Here is a 23,546-nt window from a genome sequence, read left to right on the forward strand (position 1 = left end):
GGCTCACCCGATCTCCGCCTCGGCCACCGCCTGTTCGATGCGCTCGTAGAGGGAGTCCTGCTTCCAGTAGGCGCTGTGGCAGGCGGGGAAGGGCTGTCGGCTGGTGATCTCGTGGTCGGTGACGCGGGCGTCTCCGGGGAAGACCGGGCCGGCCAGGTAGGAGAGGACGTCCTGGCGGTCGTAGACGTTGAGCCAGCGGGGGAAGCCGTACGGGAGCTTCGCGCCGGGGGCGAGCGCGGTCAGCGCGCCCAGCTCGTGCAGGAAGGGGGCCTGCGAGCCGACGGTGACGAGCAGTTCGGCGCCGGGGACGGGTTCGCCACGGGCGGCGGCGAGGGCGAGGAGGTCGACGAGGGCGATCCCGCCCAGGCTGTGGCCGACGAGGACGACCGGTCCGGGCACGGCGGCGATCTCGACGTGCAGGAACGCGCGCAGGTCGCGGCCGCGGGCCTGGTAGCGCAGGACGTCGCCCAGCGCGGGGGTGGCGCCGACGGTGAGGGAGCCGCGCCAGGCGTTGAGCAGCGGCTGGGTGGTGACCCGCAGCGCGAGCCGGCCGAGGACGGCGGCCGCGCGGGCGCCGGGGACCCGGGCGTCACCGCCGAGGCGGTTGGTGAGCAGCTCGACCACGCGGTCCCGTTCGGCGCCGGTGCAGTAGGCCTCGGCTCCGGCGGCGGCGAGGGCCGAAGCGGTGACGGCCCGGGCGAGGGCGGTGGCCAGCTCGCGGGCCTGCGGCTCCTCTGCGGCGCGTTCCCCGGCCCGGCGGGCCTCGGCGGAGCGGGCGGCGGCCTCCAATGCGCGGGGGTAGCCCTCGGCGAGGCCGGTGTCGCGGAGCAGGGTGCCGAGCTCGTCCAGGTCGGCGGGCCGGGCCGGTAACCCGTCCAGCAGGGCGAGCACCCGGTCTCCGGCGGCCCGTACGCCGGGCATCGCGAAGCCGTCGTCGCCGTCGCCGGGTTCGGTGTCCCAGCCGAGGCCGGTCTCCCAGCCGGTCTCGGCGAGGACGCGCAGCTCGCACAGGGGGTCGGCCACCAGCAGCGCCCACTCGGCGGTCTCGGCGTCCACCGGGTCGGCGAGGAGGCCGGGGTGGAGTGCGTCGGGGTACGGGGCCTCGGGGTACGGGGCTTCGGGGCGCGGGCGCAGTCCGGGTACGGAGCGGCCTCCGGCGCCGAGGGTGGCGCCGAACCGGTCGCCCCAGTAGCAGGAGTCGACGGCCGCGCCGGGAAAGCGGGCCGTCAGCCCCTTCCGGACCAGCGCGAACAGCGTGTCGTGCCGCTCGCGCCGTACGCCCGTGCCGTGGACAAAGAGAAAACGCATCGCCGTCCGCCCCCCTCGTACGATCGTCCCCCGCCCGGCACCTTAGCGCCGTGCGGGGAACCGGGGACCGGGAACGGCGGGTTCAGCGCTTGCGAGCCAGGGTCAGCCCGTCGGCGACCGGCGGCAGCACGGACTCCACCCGGTCGTCGGCGCGCACGCGGGCGTTGGGCTCCCGGATGGCCAGGCGTTGCCCGCGGCGTCGGCGCGGGCGGCTTCGCCCCCGTACAGGGCGTTCTCGGCGAGGAGCAGCCCGCCGGGGCGCACGGGCGGTGGCCGTCCACTCCTCGGAGACGTCGCGGGCAAGGACGGTGCCGCCGGGTGCCGGGCCCCCGCGAGTGCGAGCGTCGAGTACCCGGTGAACGTGCCGACCTCCACGATCCGCCGGGCGCCGGTGAGTTCGGCCAGCAGTGAGGAGCACGCCCTGCTCGCGGGAACGGAGCGTGCGCCGCTCAGCGGCCGGCGAGCCGGACCGGCCTGCCCGGCGGGCTCGCGACCGGCATGGCACGTGTAGGCCGAACAGGGTTTCTGGCCGGGCGATCTCCCGGTGGCGCACGTATCCCTTGATCGTTGAGGGCTTAGGGCTTATGCCGTTCTGCCTCAGTCGCCGCGGTAGGTCAGCAGATCGCCCGGCTGGCATTGAAGGACCTTGCAGATGCTGGTGAGGGTGGTGAAACGGATTGCTTTGGCGTGTCCGTTCTTCAAGATCGAAAGATTGACCGGAGTCACCCCCACTTGGGCAGCCAGATCAGTCAAGGTCATTCCGCGCTCCTCAAGAAGGCGGCCGAGGCCCACTTGGATGTTGTTTGTCTCGGCGGGCATCAGACCGTTCCCTCGAGGTCCTCGCGCATCGCTGCTCCCGCGCGGGTGATGCGGGCGAAGGTAAGGAGTCCCAGCGCCGTCAGAACTGCCAGGTACGGGAGTGACGTCAGTTGCATGACGTTCTCGGCCGAAAAGCTGGCGTCGCCGGTCATCGTTCCCAGAAGGGCGGCTTGGGCTGTGGCCCGCACCAGGTCGGTGATCAGACTGCCGATCAAGAGCCACCAGCCGAGGAAGCGAAGCTTCGACGCGGTCTCGACCCGGTATACGCCGTCCTTGGCAGCTGATGTCAGCAGGCCGTTGAGCAGGGCGAGTCCTCCGATGAGCAGGAGCAGTGAGGGAAGGCTTCCGAGTGCCGTGAGCACCCGCTGTCCGGCGTCGGGGTTGTCGGCGCAGTACTGGGGGATTGCCTGGACTTGCGCTCCACCGGTGGCGTTGAAGACTGGGCCGGCGGTACCGGGAGTCGCCGAGATCCAGTCGGCCGTGATGCAATTGTCCGTGCTCTCCCAGAAGGGGGCGGAGCTGCTGAAGAGGCTCAAGACGAAGCTGGCCAGGAGCAGGCCGATAAGGAGGCGCAGCACGACTGAGACCAGGGTGGAGAGGGGTTCGAGGAGCTTGCGGTCCTGCGTCACGGAAACCACCTTGTCTATCGTTTATCGATATTATCGATAAACGATACTTCTCGGATCGTGTGGCGGGAACCCCCGCGCGGCCGCCGTGCACTCTGGCAGCCTTGCCGGCGGCCCCACGCTCTACGGCCCCAGCGGTGGCCGGGTCCGGTTCTGCGCGGAGCCTCCACGTGCACACGGGGGCTTCGGCCGGCCAGTGGGTGCACGACACCCGCATGAGGGGTTAGAGAAGCCCGGTCTGCCCAGCGGGTGATCATGCCGCTGCGCAGGCCGGGCTCTGCCATTCGGGGGCGAGGTGATTCCTGGCGGCCGCCCGACCGCGCAGGCATCCGTGAGCTGCGCCCGAATGCTCTCCTGGTCGGCACGTGCTACGCAGTCCCCGATCCTCGGATCCGAGCCCTGGGCGCGTCGGCCGGAGATGGGTCAGCCGGAGAAGGCCTGCCCGAACGGAGACACCTAGATGCGCTTGAGGTAGCCGCCCTTGAAGCCGTCTTGGTCGGCCCACATGCGGTGGCGGCAGGACCAGCTGCCGTAGTGAGCGAACTTGGCGTTCCAGACGGTCTCCGAGTGGGCGTTGTTGCCGGGGTCGGCGGAGATCCAGTTCTTGATGGGCTCGTTCTTGAATTCCGAGGCTGGAACCCAGTTCGTGTGACCGGCCCATCCGTTGTGAGCGGCCGTGACCCTGCTGCCGGAAACCCGGTAGTTCACGCCGAGCGTGACCGTCGCGACCTTGACCCCGAAAGGGTGTCGGACACACTGTGCCAGGCGTTCATTTCGCCGGTAGCGCCCATGGGTGAAAGCGCCGGGGAATTCGAAGCCCCCGACGAATTCGAGGTTTCCTTGGAGAGGACGATGTCACCGCCGGCCAGCACCTTCTGCTTTGCGGCGGGGTCGTTCAGCACCTCCATGAACGCCTTGACGTGGTCCGGCTTGTTCAGGTAGTCCATGAACTTGACCTGCTTGGCGTGCGGCAGCGCCTTGAACTGCGTGGCCGTCTCGATGGCTCCGGTCTCACCCTTGACCTCCAGCCAAGCCACGTATGCCTGGGGAGTGGAGGGCAGACCCGACGCTTCTACGGCGCCGGCCTGGGTGAACAGAGCCGCGAGCGTCAGGGCGCCGATGGTCGCGGCGAGGGCCCCGGCCAATGCACGACGGCGTGTCACGTTACTCATTTTTCCCCCAAGCTTGTACTGCGTGATGGATGCGGAAGGAGCACAAGGCCGAATTGGGCCTGTCCGGAGAATGTTTCTCCGGCCCCCTCTTCCTTCCGCATGTAAGCGCCGTCAGCTGCCGGCGCTTGACGGGATGGCAGTCACACAAGCCTCACAGGTCGGGCAACCCCACATTAGTTCTTCTGAGGTTGACTTGAAGGTTCCATCGGTGGCGCTCATTCATGCAGGGAATCATTCAAGACAAAGACCTGTGGATTTTCAGTCATTGGGAAAAGCGAAATATTCCATTCCGTCAGTGGGTGATTTTTCCCGGTTCAGGACTCGTGTCGGAGTACCGGTCGAACCGGGTCGCGGCGCCGCAGCTCAGCTCGACTTCGCCCGTCGGCGCCGTAGCCACAGGGACGTTCCGAGAGCGAGGGCCAGCAGAGCGCCGGCGCCCCCGGCCAGCCACGGGGCTCTCGACGCCGGGCTACCTGCCTGGGGTTGCGCCTCCGCGTCCCGGCAGTCGGGTGCGGCCTGTGTGACCCGGTAGCGGGCCCAGACCTCCTGCGGCTTAGCTGCCTCTTTCCGCTCCACGGTGTAGAGACCGGGCTGTGCATCGCACCGGACCGCGGCTGTAGCCGTGGCCATCTTGGCGCCACGCATCACCACAGGGGCCGTGAAGCCGGAAGACGTCAGCTTCACCTGACCGTCATACGCAGTGTGCGTGTTGTCCTGAGCGGCGATCCGGGCTCCGGCCTGCACGGTTCGCACATGCCAGGGCGTCTGCGGCCACGGCGCGTCAGGGCCCCAGTCCTCCTCCTGCGACTCTTCCGGGGCCTGGGCCGTACGGCGGGCACACTCCTCGCGCGCCTGCTCGTCGGCCGCAGCCACCTCCACGCTTCCCCAAAGCCGGCTGCCACCTGATTCCTCCTGCTCGTCGGCCGGGGGCTTCAGGAGCACCTCATGGGGGCCGGCAACCGCTGCACAGGAGATGGTCACGACGGCCGTGACGGCGGTGTTCCGCATCCTCAGCATGCCGTCCTTGGCGAACGCGCCGGACGTGACCCGGACGCCGTTACGGGCATCAGCGGAAACCCGGGCCGGCGTGGACACGGCCACCCGGTCACCGGGCTGGACGGAGAGCGACGCCCCGCTCGGCAGCGGCTTCGGCACATCCGCGGCCGACGCGGCCGACGCCACGCCCGTCCCTGCCGACAACAGGATGACCAGCATCCCCGCAGCGCTGCGGCCAACTCGGCTCAACCCCATTTGGTGCGTTTCATCCTCTGTTGACGATCTTTCAGACCCGTACATAACCTGCCTGCTCATCGAACTGACGCACCAATACAACTCGCCACGTTGCGTCGTCAGCACGCCCGGAAAGCGCCCTTCCTTGAGAACAAGAACCAGATGGATCACTGCGACCACGCTCACCCTCGCGGCTGCCCTGTTCGTGACTCCGGCCGCCGCAGCCGGACCCAGTCCCACACCGGCTGACTCCTTACCGTCGCCGACCGCCCCACCCACGCCATCCCCCTCCAAGACGCACGTTCAGCCCGAACGGTCAACACCAGTCCCCACCCCAACTCCGCCCCGGCACCGGCAATCACCTCCGGCTACTCCCCCGCCCAGCTCCCCCATCAGCCAGGCAGCGACCTCCGCTCCTGATCCGTCCGGCGAGCTCGCGTTCTGGACCGCAGAGCGCATGGCCCAGGCAAAGCCGATCGACGCCGACCGCGGAAGAGCCTCCGAGACAGCGCGAGGCCTCGCAGCGGCACGACCGGCAGACACTCCCACTGCCAGCCACTTCGAAGGACTCCCCATGGTCGGGACGTTTTTCTACAAGGGCAGCCCCCTCAACGGCGACGCCACCTCCTGCACCGGCAGCGTCGTACGCAGCAAGGGAAAGAACCTCCTGCTCACCGCAGGCCACTGCGGGACCGGTCTCAAAAAGGCTACGCAGCGCATCTTCGTCCCGCAGTACCGTCACGGCCTGGACTCGGGCTCGCAGCCCTCGGGCGTCTTCCCCATCACCGACGTCTACGTGGACCCGCGGTACGTGAACAACACCAAGGGCCCCACCTCCGACCTCGACACCGCCTTCGCCACTGCCGGCCCGGGCGCGAAGGGCCTGGTGGAGAACGTCACCGGCGGACTGACCTTCACCCAGGCATCGGGATACGACCACACCGTGACCGTGGTCGGCTACCCCAGCAGCGCCAAGGACAACCCGACCCACCGGGCCATCACCTGCACCGTTCGCACCAAGCGGCTCCAGCGGTTCCGGCAGATGCAGATGGAGTGCGGCGGCTACTACGGAGGTGTCTCAGGCAGCCCCTGGATCAAGGGATACGACGCCAAGACCCGCAGCGGACAGGTCATCGGCAACCTCGGCGGATACCACGGCGGGGGCAACGACGCCAACGTGGACTGGGTCTCGTACGCGCCCCTCTTCGGCAAGGACGCCCAGGACCTCTACAACGATGCCGCCAACGGCATAGGCCCGGACAAGGTAAAGCGCCCCAACCCGTACCAGCCCCCGAACGACGGCCCAGCACTTCCGGGCAGCGGAGAAACGTGGAAACACGCCAAACAGATCGCCTCCGGAGACTTCAGCAACACCGGACACAGCGACATGCTCGTCATCTGGACCGACGGTGAAGCCACCCTCTACCCCGGCGACGGCAACGGCGGCTTCCGCCCCGAACGCCGGCTCCTGGCCCCCAACGCGGCGTGGAAGGAAGCCGCGACCATCACGGCAGGCGACTTCACAGGCTCGAACCAGTTCGGCCTCATGGTCCGATGGAACGACGGCCGCATGACCCTCCACGGTGACGTGGGATCCAACGGACTCGGCAGCGTCACCGAAATGGCCCCTCCGGATCCGTCTGGAGCCACGCCACCCAGATCGCCGCAGGCCGCTTCAACGCCGCCACCTTCGTCACCGACCTCATGGTGCGCTGGTCCGACGGTGAACTCAGTCTCTACACCAACGTCGGCGCCGGCACCCTTGGCCAGGAATACAAACTCAAGGACCCCAACAGCGCTTGGAAGGACGCCACCCTGCTGACCGCCGGACAATACTCCGGCAACCAGAAATGGGATCTCATGGTCCGCTGGACCAGTGGCGCACTCAACAACTACGTAGGCACCACCACCGCCGGCCTCGGCTCCGAGCAACCGGTCCACGGCCCCAACAAGACCTGGACCCACAGCGTCGTCATGACCACCGGCAACTACACCGGTGACAGCCTCACCAACGACCTGGTCATCCGGTGGAGCGACGGCGAAACCACCATGTACCGCGACACCCGCACCAACAGCCTCGGCAGCGAACAGATGCTGGTCCCTCCGGCATGACAGCAGGTGGGGCGGGCAATGCACTCGAGACCCGCCCCACGATTACCGCGCGCGGCGCTGTTCACTGCCTGCTGTCAGGTACACCCCTCCCCGGCCACTGCATCCTGGCATGGGGTTAGGGTCGGTGCAGCCCGTGCCGATATGGCGTGCGGGTCAGGCCCGGCGCCCGTTTCGATCGGGGGCAGTACCGCCGGGCCGACTCAACGCCGAGGCAGCCGCACATGTCGCGCACCAGTCAATCAGCTGGCTGCGTCGACTGGGGTCTCGACATTGAGGCGCTGCTGAGGGCGGGAGCCGCAGCAGCCCTGGGCGCGATCTGCACCAGCCTTCCGTCCCACACCATGGTCACCGCGGGCAGGATCAGAAGCCCTGCCTCGCCGTCGGCCCAGTCCGTGCCGATACGCCGGACCTGCACGGCCGCGCCTCTCGCGCCGGCCATGTACACCGTGGGGTCGACCTCCCAGCCGTGCACAGCCAGCCACGTCTCCAGCCTGACCATGTCCGACGGCGTCGCTGCACGCGGCCACACGTACGTGCTTTCGATGTCCATCCCAGCCCCCGTCGCGGCCGGATTTCCGGCCGCCGGAGATCCTCCCCCACCGGAGATCCTCCCATCCAGTGCCGACAGGAGGCTGTGCAATTCCGAGGCTTCAAGCAAGACACCCGTACGGTCTCGGGCGGCCATCCGCGGTGGCGGCAGACCAGGGCAGCGCACGACGGGGCGCGTTGCTTCGCCTTTCTGCTTTCGGTTACAGCGTGGCCCAGACCTCGCTACGCGCAGGATCAGTCCGCGCCGACACGGGTGCGCGGGCCAGGACCGGCTTCCCGCGCTCTGGGTACAGTTTGCGGCAAGGGCTGGTGAGGCGTCGGAGCTGGAGACGGAATCGCAGGTCAGCGGGGTGTTGGTGACGGATGAGGCGGATGTTGCAGAGCCCGACGTTGCGGCAGCCCTTCACACTGACCACCCTTTCTGGGTACTCCCGTCGTTCCTCTGCAGCGCTCTGGTGCTCGCAATGTGGGTACTGCGTCGGGAACGGACACGGCACGGGCGGGCGGCCGCCCGGCCCCGGCGAAGACCGCTGCGACGGGCGCGCTAAATGGCGACGACCCCCGTGTTCTGGCAGGCGGTCAGCAGCCAGCGGCCGTCGGGCTGCTTCGAGATCACGTACAGCGGGGCGCCCTCGCTCTCCTCCTCCGGGGCCACGTAGCGCTGACGGACCTTGACGGCCGCGACATCGGGGCGGATGAAGAGCACGTGGACCACCTCGTAGCTGACCTGGCCGTCCCAGCTCGCCGCGGGGAGGACCTTGCGGGTGAACTCCGCTATCGCGTCGAGGCCGATGAGGACCTTGCCGTGAGCCGTCGTCCAGATCGCGTCCGGGTGGAAGAGGCCCAGGAACTCCTCGGGGTCCTTGGTGCGCTGGGAGTGCTCGACGGTGGCGACGAGGTGGTTGATGGCTTCGATGTCTGCCGCGTGGGACGTGGATTCCGTGGTCATGTCGACCAGCGTCACACCTCGAGCACACTTGAGGTCAAGGGGGTAGACGGCCTAGCCGCGCGGGACGACCGTACCCAGCACCTGCGGCAGCGGGTACCAGTCGGACGAGACGATCGAGGCGTGGTGCCCGGCGAGCAGCGCGAGGCGGTCGCGCGCCTGGGCCTCGGTGGGGCGGACGCCGTCGATGGCGGGCGCCACGCTGTGGGCGTCGGTGGCGATCAGCAGGTAGTGGTTGCGGTCGTACCAGCCGGTGTCGATCGTCCCGCCCGCGTACGCACTCGCGTCCCCGTCGAAGACGACGAACCAGGGGCGCAGGGAGGCGTCGGCGTAGCGGGTGCGCGGGTCGCCGGGCTCGGCCCGGTGCACGGCCGGGAACGCGGCCGCCTGGCCGAGCCGGCCCTGGGCGGCGAGGGCGCGCAGGTGCTCGGCGTACTCCCGGTCGGTCCAGAGTTCGTCGGAGCTGTTGCCCTCCTCCAGGGTGCCGGGGATCAGCTCCACGAGGAACTTCCCGGCCAGCCCGGCGCGGCCGGGCCAAGCGCCGGCGCGGGCGGCGGTGTCCAGGTCGGGGTGGCCTGCGGCGAGCTGCCCGGGGCGGTAGACGGCGTCGCCGAGCTTGGCGGTCAGCAGCGCGTCGAGGTCGGCGGGGCCGCGCCCGAGGTTGGCGGCGAAGCCGTCCTTGAGCTCCAGTTTGAGGACGACGGGGCGGTGGCCCGGGTGGGCGTCGTGCCAGGCACGGAGGTCGGAAAGGCATCCGGCGAGGCTCTGGTTGCGGGACTTGGTGCGCAGCTGGCCCGGATGGGCGGCGTTCTCGCAGTTGTTGTCGTTGCCGAAGGGGTTGTCGTGGGAGACCCGCCAGGAGCTGCCGAAGAAGTTGGTCCACACGTCGAGTTCGAGCATCGCGGCGCCAGAGTCCAACGCGTCCGCCAGATATGGGTACTTGGACTTCTCGTAGGCGTTGTGCACCCCGACCCCGGTCGATCCCGCGTACGGGAGGTCCGCGGCGGCGGCCGGGGCGGCACCGGCGGGCGCCGTGCCCAGCACGAGTGCGGCGGCCGCGGCCATCGCCGCCACCGCGCACGCCGTTCGGTTCGACATCCGCTGCGAGGTCCGGTGCGGCATTCCCATGGCGGCTCCAATCGATCGGTACATGACAAGTCGGCCGGAGCGTAGGGGAGCCGGGTGACGCGCGGAAGGACGGGAGGTGACGCATCGGGCGGCTGTGACGACGGACACGCCCCTCCCGCGGAACCGCGGCGCCCGCACCCCCATCGAACGGGTCGGAAAAGAAACGGACGGGTGAACGGGCGGGAGTGCCACACATGTCGAACGAGGTCCGTCGGCGGGCCCTGCGCGCCACCGTGCTCGCCGTCGCCCTCACCGCGCTGCTCCTCGGGGGCGGCTGGTACGTGTGGGAGCTGCGCGGCATCGCGGCCCACCGCGCGGACGGCAACCCGGCCGAGGGCTCCTACCTGCAGGACCCCGAACGCGCCGACCGGACGGCCTTCGCCGTCCTGGAGTCGGTCACCCAGGGCACCCCGGAACCCGCCCCGGACGCCAAGACCTCGGCCGGCGCCGCTCCGGAACGGTGGCGGTCCGGCGGGTGGCAGCCCTCCGACCCCCTGGAGGCCCGGCCCGTAGCCGCCCAGCCCTCGGTCGGGGCGCTGTTCTCCCCCGGCGACGACGCCGACCCCGACCACCACTGCTCGGCGGTCGTGGTCCACTCCCCCGCCGGCGACCTGATCGCCACCGCCGCCCACTGCGTGTACGGCGCCGGCTTCCGCACGAACCTCGCCTTCGCCCCGGGCTACCGGGACGGCACGGCGCCGTACGGCGTCTGGGTGCCCACGCGCATCGACGTGGACCCGCGCTGGAGCGAGGACCAGGACCCCGACCACGACCTCGCGTTCGTCCGCGTGCGCCGGCCCGGCTACCCGGAGCAGCGGCTGGAGGACATCACGGGCGCCGAGACGATCGGCTTCGGGACCGAACTGCCCGCGCCCGCCCGGCTCGTGGGGTACCCGAACGACACCGAGCAGCCGGTCGACTGCCGCACCACCGCCGCCGCGGCCGGCCCGACGCAGCTGCGCCTGGACTGCGCGGACGTCCCCAACGGCACGAGCGGCGGCCCCGTCCTGACCGACGGCCACACCCTGATCGGGGTGATCGGCGGCCGGGACGGGGGCGGCGACGACGAGACCTCGTACAGCAGCCGCTTCGGCGACGCCGCCCGCGCCCTGTACGAACGCTCCACCAAGGGCTGAGCGCCGGGGGCGGGGGTGAGCACTCCGGGAGCGCGACCCCGCCGAGGCGGGTGCCCTGGCCGCCGTCAACTCACTTCTCGATTCGACGGCCTCGCGGCGGCCCTCTGCATCCGGTGCATGGACGAGCTGTGCGACGACATGGTCGCTTCCCTGACCCGCTGCCGCACCGCCCGCACCGCCCGCACCGGCATCCGCACCTGGGTGGTTGTACAGGTACGAGGTGACGTTGCCGGTCTGGTTGTCGAAGTACCAGCCGTTGCCGTTCCCGTCGTACACGTAGTAGCGGTTGCAGGCGCCCAGGTGGAACATCTTCCAGTCCGACGTCGTCGGGTCCCGGACGAGGGCGCAGAGGTTCCCGCTCGCGCAGCCGTACAGGGTCTCCTTCAGGCGCTGCCGCCCTCCCCGAAGTAGACCTGTACCTGGTCGTAACCCGGCGGCGCCGGACGGGCGGCGCCGGGCGCCATGGTCGGGGGCGCCGCGCGGCACCACCACCTCGCAGTTGCAAGGGTCCCGCCGTCGCCCGGGGACCCGGCCGGGCAATCCCGCCGGCCCCCGGCAGCCCCCGCGGGCCGGCGACCGTACCGGCGTCGGTCACGGGACGCCGCTTAGGCTTCCTCCGTGAACGACACCTCACCTCGCATACGGATCCGGCCGGGCACCCTGGCCGACGCACCGGCCGTGCTGGACATGCTCGACTCCGCGGTGGCCTGGATGAACGCGCGCGGCAACACCGAGCAGTGGGGCACGACACCGTACTCGCGCAAGCCCGGCGGGGTGGAGCGGGTCGAGCGGTACCTGGCGGAGAAGTCCCCGCACATCGCCGAGTGGGACGGAGTGCCCGTCGGAGCAATGGTGTTGGACACCGGGCCCAGCCCCCAGCTGCCCATCCCGGCGGCCGGGGAACCCGAGTGCTACGTCCGGCTGCTGGTCACCGACCGGCGGCACGCGGGCCGGGGGTTCGGTGCGGCCCTGCTGGCCCATGCCGCGGAGGAGACCCGGCGCGCCGGTGTGGAGCTGCTGCGGGTCGACTGCTGGGCGGGCGGCGGGGGCGAGCTGGTCGCGTTCTACGCGCGCAACGGTTTCACCCCCACCGAGCCGTTCCTGTCCGGGACGTGGCCGGGGCAGGTACTGGCCCATCGGGTCGGCTGACGGGGCCGCCGCCCTCCCCGACCTCCCGTGGCGACTTGTCCGGTGTGCGTCGGCGCGCAAGGATCGGGGCATGTCCAGCGAGCGTCTCCTGCGCATCCACAGCCCCGAGTTCCAGGCCATGGCCGACAGGGTCCTGCGCGTCACCGAGCTGACCTCCCGCCTGAACGTCCTGCCCTTCGACGACGAAGCGGGCAAGGCAGCGCTGTGGGAGGAGATCCTCGGCGGGCCGCTGCCGCCGAGAACCACGATCTGTCCCCCCTTCTACACGGACCACGGCCTCCGCCTCGACCTCGCCGAGCGGGTGTTCATCAACCAGAACTGCACGTTCCTGGACTACGCCGGCATCCGGCTCGCCGAGCGCGTGATGGTCGGCCCGAAGGTCACGTTCATCACCAGCGGCCATCCGGTAGATCCCGGGGAGCGGCGGCTGTACCTCACCGGCGCGCCCATCGACGTCGCGGAGAACGTGTGGATCGGTGCCGGTGCCACGATCCTGCCCGGCGTCAGCATCGGCCGCGATGCCGTGATCGCCGCCGGCGCCGTGGTTGCCGACGACGTGCCGCCGGCGAGCCTGGTGACCAGCCCCAAAGCCACCGTGAAACGGCGGTGGTGACGACCCCTCCGGCCGGCTCGGCGGCCCCGTCCGGCCAGGGTCTCCCGGCCCTCGGGCAGGACCGCGATCAGGGGGGCGTCTCCGTCGCCCCGGCAGTTGCGCCCGGGCCGCCCGCTCGTTGGGGGGAGAAAGGAAGGAGAACCGCCATGCCGACACGAGGACCCGCCGACCGGCCCACGGCCGAGCTCGACGCCCGCTACAGCTCCGCGCTCAATCCCCGCCCGGGCGCCGACGACGTCGTTCCCACCGAATGGAACCACGCCCGGCGGCAGTTGGAGGCCGCCGAGATCTTCTGGTTGTCCACGGTGCGGCCCGACGGCCGGCTCCACGTCACTCCGGTGATCGCCGCCTGGCACGACGGGGTGCTGTACTTCTCGACCGGGCCGGGGGAACAGAAGGCGAGGAACCTCGCCCGGGACGGCCACTGCGCCCTGACCACCGGCGGGAACGCGCTCACCGAAGGGCTCGACCTCGTGGTCGAGGGCACGGCGGAGCCCGTGGCCGATCCTGCGGCGCTGGAGGAGGTGATCGGGGCGTACGAGGCGAAGTACGGGGCCCACATCACCTCGCCCGAAGGCACCTTCCACGGGATCGGCGACGCCTTCCGGAGGGGTGACGCGGTGGTGTTCGCGGTGGCCCCGGACACCGCGTACGGCTTCGGCCGGGACGACGGGGTCTACACCCACACGCGGTGGACGTTCTGAGCACGGGCCCCGCGATGCCGTAGGGGGCGCGGGCCGGGGGCCCCGGGGGCGTCAGCGCGGCAGGGACGCGTACGAGACTCCGGTGAGCTTCTCGGAGGCGGCCCAGAGCCGTTCCCCGGACTTGTCGTCCAGGGTCCACTTCGCCCGCCAGGAACGGGCCGGGGCGCCCCGCCAGCCGAAGCGCGGGCCGATGAAGTCGTCCGGGCGGACGCCGGGGGCGGTGGCCGCGTAGAGGGTGGGCAGGGCGCCCGAGGCGGCGGGCTGGGCGACGACCGCGTTGCCGAGGGCCGCCACGCGCGAGTTGAGGCTGTGGCCCTCCTCCTTCGCCGCGCCGGCGTGGAGGTTGGTGGAGGCGTACCCGGGGTGGGCGGCGGCCGCGACGATCGTCTCACCGGCGTCGGCGAAGCGGCGGGACAGCTCGTGGGTGAAGAGCAGGTTCGCCGTCTTGGAGCGGCCGTACGCCACCCAGCGGCGGTAGCCGTGCTCGCTGCCGAGGTCGGCGAGGTCGATGTCGCCGAGCACGTGGAAGCCGCTGGAGACGTTGACGATCCGGGCGCCGGGGGCGGCGGAGCGCATCCTCGGCAGGAGCAGCCCGGTCAGGGCGAAGTGCCCGAGGTGGTTGACGCCGAACTGCGTCTCGAAGCCGTCGGCGGTCCGCCCGTACGGCAGCGCCATCACGCCGGCGTTGTTGACCAACAGGTCAAGGTTTCCGTGGCGTTGCCCGTACCACTTCGCGAACTGCCGTACCGAGGACAGGTCCGCGAGGTCCAGCTCGGCGAACTCGACTTCCGCGGCCGGGACTTCGTTGCGCAGCCGGATCACGGCCGCGCGTCCCCGGGCGGCGCTCCGGCAGGCCAGCACCACGACCGCCCCGCACCGGGCGAGCTCACGGGAGGCGGCGTAGCCGATCCCGCTGTTGGCGCCGGTCACGACCGCGGTGCGGCCGCTCTGGTCCGGGATGTGCGTGGCGTTCCAGCCGGGCATGGCCACTCCTTCGCGACACAGGTGGGTTACCTCCGGTAAATCTGGGCCACCCTACTCGGGGCCGGTCGCCGCCGACACCAGCACGTCCCCGGCGGCCACCCGGCTGTACAGCACGGTACGGCCGGTGCGGCGCCGCAGGATCAGCCCCGCCCCGAGCAGCACCTTCAGCTGCCCCGCGACCGCTCCCAGACTCAGCCCGGTGAGCGCCACCAGTTGCGTCGTGGACTTCGGGCTCTCCAGCAGCACCAGCACCCGCGCCCGTACGGGTCCCAGCAGCCGGACCAGCGCCTGCGGGGCGCCGGCGGCCGGCTGGGCCAGCTGTCCCGCGCAGGGGTACACCAGGGCGTGCCGGTCCGGGCCCGCCCACGACACCCACCCGTGCCCCGGCGTCACGGGGACGAACACCAGCCCGGCCCTGCCCGTGAGATCGCGCGGCGGCCGCTCCTGGAGGTTGATCCGCAGCCGGCCCCCGCCGAGCCACGCCATCCCCGGCCGCATCCCGGAGAGCGCCGCCGACCATCCGCCCAGGCTCAACTCCCGCGTGCGCAGCAGGACGTCCGCCTCGGCGATCCGGCGCCGCCGCTCCCAGTCCGGGAGCACGGCCTCGGTCCAGACCCACTCCAGCACCTCGGCGGCGCGCGGTCCGAGCCCCCGGGTGCGGGCGAGGGAGGCGGGCAGCCCGGACGCGGCGCGCAGGTCCGTACGGACCACGGCGTCCGGGGTCGCGCGCACCGACGCCAGCTCCTCCGCGAAGGGGCGGCCGTCGGGCGGCGGGGTCAGGAAGCTCGCGTTCCACACCCGGCCGAGGGCCGCCCGTACGAGTGCGGCGTCGAGCGGATCGGCCGCCAGGCGGGCCCGGTAGTGCGGGAGCCGGTCGGCGAGCCAGGCCCGGTCGCCCGGATGCGCGGCGGTCCGCCGCTCCAGGGCCATCAGCGCGGCCGTGGTCTCGGCGAGCGCGGACACCACGAACCGGCTCCCGGCCAGCGCGTCGGTGTCGATCCGCCACCACCCCATCCCCGCCCCGCTCCTCCCGGCGCCGCCACCGCTCCCGAGCCCAAGCCCGCCCCTGACGGACGGACCCCCGCCGGAAGGACCCCGACGGACCGCCCCTGACGAACGAACCCTGCCGGAGACACCCCGAAAGGGCGACCCCGGCGGGCGGCCCCCGCCAGGCGGACACCGGCGGGCCGCAGGCCACCACGTTTCGCCTCCGCGCGAAACTCTAGGCGACCCGCCGGCCCGCCTTGAGACTCCCCGCATGCCCCGGACCTACCGCGCACTCGCCCGCGTCCCCGAGTTCAGCCCGTTCTTCGCCGCCGCCGCCCTGCGGACCGGCGCCTCGACCATCGGCGGGCTCGCCCTCGGCGTCCTCGTCTACGACCGCACCAACAGCCCGCTCCTGGCCGCGCTCGGCATGTTCGGCCCCTCCCTCGCCCAGGTGCTCGGCGCGACCCTGCTGCTCTCCGCCGCCGACCGGCTGCCCCCGCGGGCCGCCCTCGGCGGCCTCGCCGCCCTCGCGGCGCTCGGCACCGCCCTGCTCGCCGCGCCCGGCCTGCCCCTGTGGGCCGTGTTCGCGGTGCTGCTCGGCCAGGGGCTCGCCGATTCCCTGGCCGGCGGGGTCCGGTACGGGCTGCTCACCGAGATCCTGCCGCCCGACGACTACCTGCTCGGCCGCTCCCTGCTCTCCGTCTGCGGCGGCGCGACGCAGATCGCCGGCTTCGCCGCCGGCGGCCTCCTCGTCGCCGCGCTCTCCCCGCGCGGCGCGCTGCTGGCGGCCGCCGGGCTGGGGCTGGCCGCCGCGCTCACCGTCCGGCTCGGGCTGCGCCGCCGCCCGCCCCGCGCGGTCGGCAGGCCCTCGCCGGGCCTGACCTGGCGCACCAACGCCGCCCTGCTCTCCGACCCGTCCCGGCGCGCCCTGTACCTGGCCCTGTGGGTCCCCAACGGCCTGATCGTCGGCTGCGAGGCGCTGTTCGTCCCGTACGACCCCGCCCACGCCAGCCTGCTCTTCGGCTGCGCCGCCGCCGGGATGCTCGTCGGGGACACCCTCGTCGGGCGATGGCTGCCCGCCCGGCTGCGGGCCCGGCTGGCGGCCCCGCTGCGGCTGCTGCTGGCCGTGCCGTACCTGGTCTTCCTCCTGGAACCCGGGCCCGTCCTGGCGACGGCAGCGGTGACCGTGGCCTCCGTCGGGTACTCGGCGGGGCTGCTCATGCAGGAGCGGCTCGTCGCCCTGCTCCCCGAGGGGACGCAGGGCCAGGCGCTCGGCCTGCACTCGGCCGGGATGCTGACCCTCCAGGGCCTGTGCGCCGCGCTGGCCGGAACCGTCGCCCAGTTCACCTCGCCCGCGGTCGCCATCACCGCCCTCGCCGCGGCCTCCGTCCTGGTCACCCTGGCTCTGGAGCGCAGCCTGCGCCCCAGTAGGCTGCGGGTCCACCCCTCGCACGCCCCTTCTCCCGTTCCCCGAGGTACCGCGCAGTGAGCTCCGTACCAACCCCTTCGCCCGTGACGGTCGTCGGCCTCGGCGCCGACGGCTGGGCCGGGCTCGCCGCCGCCGCCCGGTCCGCGCTCGGCTCCGCCGACGTACTGATCGGCGGGCCCCGCCAGCTGGACCTGCTGCCCGCCGCCGCATGCCCCGGCGAGCGGGTGGCGTGGCCGAGCCCGCTGCGGCCGGCCGTGCCGAAGCTGATGGCGGAGCACGCCGGCCGCCGCATCGCGGTGCTGGCGAGCGGCGACCCGATGTTCTACGGCATCGGCCGCTCCCTCGCCCAGGAGCTGGGCCCCGAAGCCCTGCGGATCCATCCGCACCCCTCCTCGGTGTCGTACGCCTGCGCCCGGCTGGGCTGGCCGGTGGAGGACACCGAGGTCGTCACCGTCGTCGGCCGCCCGGTGGCCCGCCTCGCGTCCGCGCTGTACGGGGGACGGCGGGTGCTGGTGCTGAGCGCGGGCGCCGGCTCCCCCGGTGAGATCGCCGCGCTGCTGCGGGAGCGGGGCTTCGGCCCGAGCCGGATGCGGGTGCTGGAACAGCTCGGCTCCGAGCGCGAGGACGCGTACGAGGGCGTCGCGGACGGCTGGGAGCACCCGGCGCGCGATCCCCTGAACGTGGTGGCCGTCGACTGCCGCCGGGACCCCGCGCACGCGGGCCCTCGGCTCGGCGCGACCCCCGGCCTGCCGGACGCCGCGTACGAGCACGACGGGCAGCTCACCAAGCGGCACGTCCGGGCGGCGACCCTGGCCGCGCTGGCCCCGGCCCCCGGGGAGCTGCTGTGGGACATCGGCGGCGGCTCCGGATCGATCGGCATCGAGTGGATGCGTACGCACCCGTCGTGCCGGGCGGTGGCGGTGGAGCGGGTCCCGAAGCGGGCGGAGCGCATCGCGCGCAACGCGGCCGCCCTCGGCGTCCCCGGCCTGCACGTGGTCGTAGGCGCCGCGCCGGACGCGCTCTCCGGGCTCCCGGCCCCGGACGCCGTGTTCATCGGCGGCGGACTCACCGCGCCGGGCGTCCTCGACACGGTGTGGGCGGCGCTGGCCCCGGGCGGCCGGCTCGTCGTCAACACCGTCACCCTGGAGTCGGAGGCGGTCCTCGCCGAACGCCACCGGCGGCACGGCGGTGACCTGGTGAAGCTCGCCGTCGCGCACGCCGTGCCGGTCGGCGGTTTCACGGGCTGGCGGCAGGCCATGGCGGTCACGCAGTGGTCGGTGACGAAGAGGGCGCAACCGGCGGAGACGGCGGAGACCGCCGGGACGACCGGGACGCAGGAGACGGCGCATACGGCGCGGGCGGCGGAAACGGCCGGGACCGCGCGGACCAAGGAGACGGAGCAATCATGACCGTGTACTTCATCGGGGCGGGCCCCGGCGCCGCCGACCTGATCACGGTGCGCGGCGCCCGGACCCTGGCCGCCGCCCCCGTCTGCCTGTACGCGGGCAGCCTGGTCCCGCGCGAGCTGCTGGCCGAGTGCCCGGACGGCGCGCGGCTGGTCGACACCTCGCAGCTGAACCTGGACGAGATCGTCGCCGAGTGCGTCCGGGCGCACGCGGCGGGCCTGGACGTGGCGCGGCTTCACTCCGGCGATCCGTCGATCTTCAGCGCGGTGGCGGAGCAGATGCGCCGGCTGGACGCCGAGGGCATCCCGTACGAAGTGGTCCCGGGCGTACCGGCCTTCGCCGCGGCGGCGGCCGCGCTCAAGCGGGAGCTGACCGTCCCCACCGTCGGGCAGACCGTGATCCTGACCCGGATCGCCCAGCAGGCCACCCCGATGCCGCCGGGCGAGGACCTGGCCACGCTGGGCCGCAGCGGCGCGCTGCTGGTGCTGCACCTGGCCACCCGGTACGTGGACAGGGTCGTGGACGAACTGCTGCCGCACTACGGCGCCGAGTGCCCGGCGGCCGTGGTGGCGATGGCGAGCCGTCCGGACGAACTGGTCCTGCGCGGCACCCTGGCCGACATCGCCGCCCAGGTGAAGGAGGCGGGGCTGGTGCGCACCGCGGTGATCCTGGTGGGCCGCACGCTGGGCGCGGAGCAGTTCCGCGACAGCCACCTGTACTCCCCCGAGCGCGACCGGCATGCCTGCTGATCCCGGCTGTCACGCGGACCGCCACGTACTGATCCTGGGCGGTACGACGGAGGCCCGTCGCCTCGCGCAGGCGCTGGCCGGCGCCCCGGCCGAACCGGCCCCCGGGGCCGGAGACAGGGGCGGGGAGCCCGTCGCGGCGGGACGGCCGGTCGGGGACCCGGCACCGGGCGGTCCGCCACCCGGCCCGTGGGACGGGACCCGGGTCACGACGTCCCTGGCCGGACGGGTCGCCTCGCCGGTGCTCCCGCCGGGCGAGTTCCGGATCGGCGGGTTCGGCGGCGTCACCGGGCTCGCGGCCTGGATCGTCGCCCACGGGGTCACGCACGTCGTGGACGCCACCCACCCGTTCGCGGAGCGGATGAGCGTCAACGCCTCCGAGGCGCACGCGTTCACCGGCGTCCCGCTGCTGGCGCTGCGGCGCCCCGGCTGGACCCCCGGGCCAGGCGACGCCTGGACGTTCGCGGACTCCCTCGCCGGGGCGGCCGCGCTGCTGCCGGAGCTGGGCGGCGGCCGGGTGTTCCTGACCACGGGCCGGATGGGCCTGCACGCCTTCGCGCACCTGGCCGACCCCTGGTTCCTGGTGCGCTCGGTGGACCCGCCGGCCGGTCCGGCGCCGCCACGGCTCGAAGTCCTGCTGGACCGGGGCCCGTTCACCCTCGACGGCGAGCGGGAGCTGCTGGCCCGGCACCGCATCGACGTACTGGTCACCAAGGACAGCGGGGGCTCCGCCACCGCGCCGAAGCTCACCGCGGCCCGCGAGGCCGGCCTCCCGGTCCTCGTCGTACGCCGCCCCGCGACCCCCCAGGGCGTACCGGAAGCCCACTCGGTCCCGGCAGCCCTCAACTGGCTCGCCCACACCCCGTAACGAGCCCCCGCCCCAACTCCCCTGCCAGAGGCGGGCGGCGGCCTTCGCGCACCACCCGGCCCCGGACGGGGAGCGGCCGTAGCCCGGTCAGCCGTAGCGGCGCGGGGTCCAGGTGAGACGGGAGCCGTCGGGGCGCTCGGTGACCCGGGTCTGCGAGGAGCCGATCAGCAGGATCGTCCGCATGTCGACCTCGGACGGGTCCAGTTCGGCGAGCGTGACGATCCGCACCGACTGCTCCGGGCCGCCCACGTCCCGCGCCACGACCACCGGCGTCTGCGGCGAGCGCAGCTCCAGCAGCAGCTCGCGGGCCTGCGCGACCTGCCAAGTGCGGGTTCGCGAACCGGGGTTGTACAGGGCGAGCACCAGGTCGGCCTCGGCGGCGGCGCGCAGCCGCTCCGCGATGACCTCCCACGGCTTGAGCCGGTCCGACAGGGAGACGGTGGCGTAGTCGTGGCCGAGCGGGGCTCCGGCGGCGGCCGCGGCCGCGTTGGCGGCGGTCACCCCGGGCAGGACCCGTACGGGCACGTCCGCGTACTCCGGCTGCGCCGCGACCTCCAGGACGGCGGTGGCCATGGCGAAGACGCCCGGGTCGCCGCCGGAGACCACGGCCACCCGCTTGCCGCGGCGGGCCAGGTCGAGGGCGAACTCGGCGCGCTCGGACTCCACCTTGTTGTCCGAGCCGTGCCGGATCTGGCCCGGCTTGACCGGCACCCGGTCCAGGTAGGTGGTGTAGCCGACCAGCACCTCGGCGTCGGCCAGCGCCCGCCGGGTCTCCGGGGTGAGCCACAGCGGGCCCGCCGGGCCGGTGCCGACGACCACGACCCCGCCGGGCCCGGACGGCACGCTGCCCGGGTTGCCGATCCGGCTGGGGACGACGGCGACGGCGAAGTACGGGACGGACCCGGGATCGGTGTCGGCGAGGACTCCGGTGCGCTCCCCGGCCATGGTGGCGCGCTCCACGTAGCGGGCCTCGGCGAGCCGGCCGCTGCTTTCCATCGCCCCCAGGACGGCGGGGAAGGTGCGGCCGAGCTTCATGACGACCGCCGAGTCGGTGGCGGCGAGGCGCGCGGCGAGCTCTTCTTCGGGCAGGGTGCCGGGCAGGATCGTCAGCACCTCCTCGCCCTCGACGAGCGGCGTGCCGAGGCGGGCGGCGGCGGCGCTCACGGAGGTGACGCCGGGGATGACCTCGGTGTCGTACCGGTGCGCCAGCCGCTTGTGCATGTGCATGTACGAGCTGTAGAAGAGCGGGTCGCCCTCCGCGAGCACGGCGACGGTCCGGCCGGCGTCCAGGTGCGCGGCGAGGCGGGCGGCGGCGGACTCGTAGAACTCGTCCATCGCGCCCTGGTAGCCGCCCGGGTGGTCGGTGGTCTCGGTGGTGACCGGGTAGACCAGCGGCTCCTCGACGTGGTCCTCGCGCAGGTGCTTCGCGGCGATGGACCGGGCGATGGAGCGGCCGTGCCGGGCGCTGTGGTAGGCGACGACGTCCGCCGCGGCGATCACCTCGACGGCGCGCAGGGTCATCAGGTCGGGGTCGCCGGGACCGAGCCCGACGCCGAAGAGGCGTCCCGCGGCCTGCTCGACCGCGGCGCTCATTCGGCCACGCTCGCAATGGCGTTGACGGCGGCGGCCGCGATGGCGCTGCCGCCGCGGCGGCCCCGCACGATCAGGTGGTCGAGCCCGGAGGGGTGTGCGGCGAGGGCGTCCTTGGACTCCGCCGCGCCGATGAAGCCGACGGGCACGCCGATGACGGCGGCGGGACGCGGAGCGCCCTCCTCGATCATCTCCAGCAGCCGGAACAGCGCGGTCGGCGCGTTGCCGACGGCGATCACCGAGCCCTCCAACAGGCCCCGGTCGCGCCACACTTCGAGCGCGGCGGCGCTGCGCGTGGTGCCCATCCTCGCCGCCAGGTCCGGCACCGACGGATCGGAGAGGGTGCAGATCACGTCGTTGCCGGCGGGCAGCCGCTTGCGCGTGACGCCGCTGGCGACCATCTGTACGTCGCACAGGACCGGCGCGCCCGCCTCCAGCGCGGCGCGTGCCCTCAGCACCACCTCGGGCGTGTACCCGAGGTCCTGCGGGAGGTCGGTCATCCCGCAGGCGTGAATCATGCGCACCGCGACCTGGGCGACCGAGGCGGGCAGCCCGGAGAGGTCGGCCTCGGCACGGATCGTGGCAAAGGACTGGCGGTAGATCGCGGCGCCGTCCTTCTCGTACTCGAACACTGTGTACTCGCTCATCTCTTCACTGCGTCTTCGGAGGTGTTGCGGGCTGCCGTGAGGGCGGCCGCCAGGTCGGGACGGTACGGCAGGGGCTCTCCGTGCACGGAGAGCCGGTAGCCGTCCGCGGTGGCGAGGGCGTCGACCCAGGCGGTCCCCCGCGGGTGGCCGCACCGGCGCTCGCAGCCGGACCAGTGCACGGGCAGGGGCCCGCGGGACGCGTGGACGACGGCGGCCGCGTCGGCGCGCACGTCCGCGAGGGACTTGGCGCAACCGGGCCGCCCCGTACAGGCGGTGACGGACCGCCGGGGGTCGTCGGCGGCGGTGATCAGACCGGCGTCCGCGAGCCCGGCGAGGGCCAGGCCGGCGCGGTCGGCGGGCAGGCCCGGGACGACGATCCCGCGCCAGGGCGTGAGGCGGAGCCGTCCGGTGAGCCCCGCCAGGCGGCGCCACTGGTCAACGGTCAGCCGTCCGAGGGGCGCGAGGACGGACAGCGCGGCGGTCCCGTCGGGGCCGGACACGAGGCCCGGCTCGGGCGCGGCCGGGGCGCCGGCCTGCCGGGCGGGCACGGGCACGGACACAGGCTCCGCGGCGATCCCCTCGGCAGCGAGCCGTACGGTCAACATGGCGCACGACAGGGCGTGTTCGGGGGGCAGCTCGCTCACCCGCCAGGCGCGGGTGCCGGCTTCGCGGGCCGCGTCGAGGAAGTACGCGGCGGCCACGAGAGCGGCCCGGGGGGCGTCCGGCGCGGCGACGAGCACGCCGTCGCGGGAGCCGGCCGTCCACACCACGGCCCGGCCGGGGTCCCGCGCGGTGAGGTTCACGTCCGCGGCGAGGGAGGCCACGTCGCCGCGGCCGTCGTCGAGGGCGAAGAGGAAGCGCCCGGACAGGGCGGCCGCGGCCGGATCGGCGCACAGCAGCCCGTCCAGTTCGGGGACCCAGGGAGCCACGTCGGGCAGCCCGCGCCCGTCGAGGCCGGTCAGCGGCGAGGCGACGACGTTGCGGACCCGCTCGTGGGCGGGGGCGGGCAACAGCCCGGCCGCGGCCAGCAGCTCCGCCAGCTCGCCGCCGCAGCTCGCGCCGAGGCCGCGCAGCTGTACGTTGCCGCGCGAGGTGAGGTCGAGGTGGCCGTCGCCGAGCCGGTGCGCGGCCTCCGCCAGCACCAGGGCTGCCCGGCCGTCGAGCAGCCCGCCCGGGATCCGCACCCGCGCCAGGAACCCGTCGTCGGCCGCGTGCAGCCGCAGCGCGCCGGGGCAGGCGTCACCGCGGTCCCGTACGACGGGTTCGTCGCGCGGCGCGGCGGAGGCGGGCGGGGGCGGGGGCATGGCGGCGAGCATACCCACGATTCCCACCCCCCGACCTGTGTCCGTCACCACCCCACCCCCCGTGACCAGCACCCCCCTCCCCGCCCCGCCCGC

At 73.1% G+C, this 23,546-nt stretch carries 25 protein-coding genes; 10 read left to right on the plus strand and 15 right to left on the minus strand.

What is annotated here, in order from left to right:
• Nucleotides 1-3 precede the first annotated feature (3 nt).
• The 7 genes from ACFWTC_RS09710 to ACFWTC_RS09740 all read right to left on the minus strand — a co-directional run bounded on the left by ACFWTC_RS09710 (nt 4) and on the right by ACFWTC_RS09740 (nt 5,326).
• The gene (locus ACFWTC_RS09710; RefSeq protein ID WP_383925375.1) at nt 4-1,308 is read right to left on the minus strand and encodes a hypothetical protein; all 1,305 of its coding nucleotides are present in this window, start codon (nt 1,306-1,308) and stop codon (nt 4-6) included.
• Between the two features lie 102 nt (nt 1,309-1,410).
• Nucleotides 1,411-1,683, minus strand: coding sequence for a hypothetical protein (locus ACFWTC_RS09715; protein WP_383925378.1), 273 nt, complete (start codon nt 1,681-1,683; stop codon nt 1,411-1,413).
• Nucleotides 1,684-1,905: 222 nt separating this feature from the next.
• Nucleotides 1,906-2,127, minus strand: a complete 222-nt coding sequence (locus tag ACFWTC_RS09720) for a helix-turn-helix domain-containing protein (protein WP_383925381.1) — start codon at nt 2,125-2,127, stop codon at nt 1,906-1,908.
• Nucleotides 2,127-2,756, minus strand: a complete 630-nt coding sequence (locus ACFWTC_RS09725; RefSeq protein ID WP_384074135.1) for a hypothetical protein — start codon at nt 2,754-2,756, stop codon at nt 2,127-2,129. Before ACFWTC_RS09725 ends, ACFWTC_RS09720 begins: the two co-directional genes overlap by 1 nt.
• 453 nt (nt 2,757-3,209) lie before the next feature.
• A complete protein-coding gene (locus ACFWTC_RS09730; RefSeq protein WP_383925386.1) occupies nt 3,210-3,461 on the minus strand; it encodes a hypothetical protein in 252 nt (83 codons plus the stop codon).
• Nucleotides 3,458-3,916 (minus strand): hypothetical protein, encoded by a 459-nt coding sequence (locus tag ACFWTC_RS09735; RefSeq protein WP_383925389.1) that lies wholly within the window; start codon nt 3,914-3,916, stop codon nt 3,458-3,460. The genes ACFWTC_RS09730 and ACFWTC_RS09735 overlap by 4 nt, the downstream gene beginning before the upstream one ends.
• Before the next feature lie 372 nt (nt 3,917-4,288).
• On the minus strand, nt 4,289-5,326 hold the full coding sequence (locus ACFWTC_RS09740; RefSeq protein WP_384026578.1) for a hypothetical protein: 1,038 nt from the start codon (nt 5,324-5,326) through the stop codon (nt 4,289-4,291).
• Between the two features lie 403 nt (nt 5,327-5,729).
• Here ACFWTC_RS09740 and ACFWTC_RS09745 point away from each other — a divergent pair, with 403 nt between their 5' ends.
• Entirely contained in the window at nt 5,730-6,977 is a 1,248-nt protein-coding gene (locus ACFWTC_RS09745; RefSeq protein ID WP_384026580.1) for a trypsin-like serine peptidase, read from the plus strand.
• A gap of 38 nt (nt 6,978-7,015) precedes the next feature.
• Nucleotides 7,016-7,267 carry a hypothetical protein gene (locus ACFWTC_RS09750; protein WP_384026583.1) on the plus strand — a complete coding sequence of 84 codons (252 nt, stop codon included), beginning with the start codon at nt 7,016-7,018 and terminating at the stop codon, nt 7,265-7,267.
• 235 nt (nt 7,268-7,502) lie between these two features.
• Here the strand turns inward: ACFWTC_RS09750 and ACFWTC_RS09755 are convergent, their stop codons facing one another.
• The 3 genes from ACFWTC_RS09755 to ACFWTC_RS09765 form a co-directional block, all read right to left on the minus strand.
• Nucleotides 7,503-7,817 carry a hypothetical protein gene (locus ACFWTC_RS09755; protein WP_383925396.1) on the minus strand — a complete coding sequence of 105 codons (315 nt, stop codon included), beginning with the start codon at nt 7,815-7,817 and terminating at the stop codon, nt 7,503-7,505.
• Between the two features lie 543 nt (nt 7,818-8,360).
• Nucleotides 8,361-8,765: an SgcJ/EcaC family oxidoreductase gene (locus tag ACFWTC_RS09760; RefSeq protein WP_383918914.1), complete on the minus strand. Its 405-nt coding sequence runs from the start codon at nt 8,763-8,765 to the stop codon at nt 8,361-8,363.
• 51 nt (nt 8,766-8,816) lie between these two features.
• Nucleotides 8,817-9,890, minus strand: a complete 1,074-nt coding sequence (locus ACFWTC_RS09765) for a phosphatidylinositol-specific phospholipase C domain-containing protein (RefSeq protein WP_383918917.1) — start codon at nt 9,888-9,890, stop codon at nt 8,817-8,819.
• Nucleotides 9,891-10,084: 194 nt separating this feature from the next.
• Here ACFWTC_RS09765 and ACFWTC_RS09770 point away from each other — a divergent pair, with 194 nt between their 5' ends.
• From ACFWTC_RS09770 to ACFWTC_RS09785, 4 genes are all read left to right on the plus strand, one after another.
• Nucleotides 10,085-11,026 (plus strand): trypsin-like serine peptidase, encoded by a 942-nt coding sequence (locus tag ACFWTC_RS09770; protein WP_384026586.1) that lies wholly within the window; start codon nt 10,085-10,087, stop codon nt 11,024-11,026.
• Between the two features lie 618 nt (nt 11,027-11,644).
• A complete protein-coding gene (locus ACFWTC_RS09775; protein ID WP_384026589.1) occupies nt 11,645-12,175 on the plus strand; it encodes a GNAT family N-acetyltransferase in 531 nt (176 codons plus the stop codon).
• Nucleotides 12,176-12,245: 70 nt separating this feature from the next.
• On the plus strand, nt 12,246-12,788 hold the full coding sequence (locus tag ACFWTC_RS09780) for a DapH/DapD/GlmU-related protein (RefSeq protein ID WP_383918926.1): 543 nt from the start codon (nt 12,246-12,248) through the stop codon (nt 12,786-12,788).
• Nucleotides 12,789-12,934: 146 nt separating this feature from the next.
• Nucleotides 12,935-13,492, plus strand: a complete 558-nt coding sequence (locus ACFWTC_RS09785; RefSeq protein WP_384026592.1) for a pyridoxamine 5'-phosphate oxidase family protein — start codon at nt 12,935-12,937, stop codon at nt 13,490-13,492.
• Between the two features lie 51 nt (nt 13,493-13,543).
• On the opposite strand, the gene ACFWTC_RS09790 is transcribed toward ACFWTC_RS09785, so the two are convergent.
• Nucleotides 13,544-14,476: an oxidoreductase gene (locus ACFWTC_RS09790; protein WP_383918932.1), complete on the minus strand. Its 933-nt coding sequence runs from the start codon at nt 14,474-14,476 to the stop codon at nt 13,544-13,546.
• A 51-nt stretch (nt 14,477-14,527) separates the two neighbouring features.
• On the minus strand, nt 14,528-15,490 hold the full coding sequence (locus tag ACFWTC_RS09795; RefSeq protein WP_383918934.1) for a winged helix-turn-helix domain-containing protein: 963 nt from the start codon (nt 15,488-15,490) through the stop codon (nt 14,528-14,530).
• Nucleotides 15,491-15,734: 244 nt separating this feature from the next.
• Between ACFWTC_RS09795 and ACFWTC_RS09800 the strand changes: the two genes are divergently transcribed.
• Genes ACFWTC_RS09800 through ACFWTC_RS09815 form a run of 4 tightly spaced genes read left to right on the plus strand, consistent with a single transcriptional unit; the run spans nt 15,735 to nt 19,912 of the window.
• Complete coding sequence (locus ACFWTC_RS09800) at nt 15,735-16,952, plus strand: MFS transporter (RefSeq protein ID WP_384026595.1); 1,218 nt, start codon at nt 15,735-15,737, stop codon at nt 16,950-16,952.
• Nucleotides 16,949-18,301, plus strand: a complete 1,353-nt coding sequence (gene cbiE / locus ACFWTC_RS09805) for a precorrin-6y C5,15-methyltransferase (decarboxylating) subunit CbiE (protein ID WP_384026598.1) — start codon at nt 16,949-16,951, stop codon at nt 18,299-18,301. The genes ACFWTC_RS09800 and cbiE overlap by 4 nt, the downstream gene beginning before the upstream one ends.
• Complete coding sequence (gene cobM / locus ACFWTC_RS09810) at nt 18,298-19,047, plus strand: precorrin-4 C(11)-methyltransferase (protein ID WP_383918942.1); 750 nt, start codon at nt 18,298-18,300, stop codon at nt 19,045-19,047. Before cbiE ends, cobM begins: the two co-directional genes overlap by 4 nt.
• On the plus strand, nt 19,037-19,912 hold the full coding sequence (locus tag ACFWTC_RS09815) for a cobalt-precorrin-6A reductase (protein WP_384026601.1): 876 nt from the start codon (nt 19,037-19,039) through the stop codon (nt 19,910-19,912). The genes cobM and ACFWTC_RS09815 overlap by 11 nt, the downstream gene beginning before the upstream one ends.
• A gap of 87 nt (nt 19,913-19,999) precedes the next feature.
• Here the strand turns inward: ACFWTC_RS09815 and ACFWTC_RS09820 are convergent, their stop codons facing one another.
• From ACFWTC_RS09820 to cobG, 3 genes are read right to left on the minus strand one after another with little or no spacing between them, the layout of a single operon-like run.
• Nucleotides 20,000-21,505: a precorrin-2 C(20)-methyltransferase gene (locus tag ACFWTC_RS09820; RefSeq protein WP_384026604.1), complete on the minus strand. Its 1,506-nt coding sequence runs from the start codon at nt 21,503-21,505 to the stop codon at nt 20,000-20,002.
• Nucleotides 21,502-22,149: a precorrin-8X methylmutase gene (locus tag ACFWTC_RS09825; protein ID WP_383918949.1), complete on the minus strand. Its 648-nt coding sequence runs from the start codon at nt 22,147-22,149 to the stop codon at nt 21,502-21,504. Before ACFWTC_RS09825 ends, ACFWTC_RS09820 begins: the two co-directional genes overlap by 4 nt.
• Nucleotides 22,146-23,453, minus strand: coding sequence for a precorrin-3B synthase (cobG, locus tag ACFWTC_RS09830; RefSeq protein ID WP_384026606.1), 1,308 nt, complete (start codon nt 23,451-23,453; stop codon nt 22,146-22,148). The genes ACFWTC_RS09825 and cobG overlap by 4 nt, the downstream gene beginning before the upstream one ends.
• Nucleotides 23,454-23,546 lie beyond the last annotated feature (93 nt).

The organism is Streptomyces sp. NPDC058619 (assembly GCF_042717785.1).
In the GTDB taxonomy this organism is placed as follows: domain Bacteria; phylum Actinomycetota; class Actinomycetes; order Streptomycetales; family Streptomycetaceae; genus Streptomyces.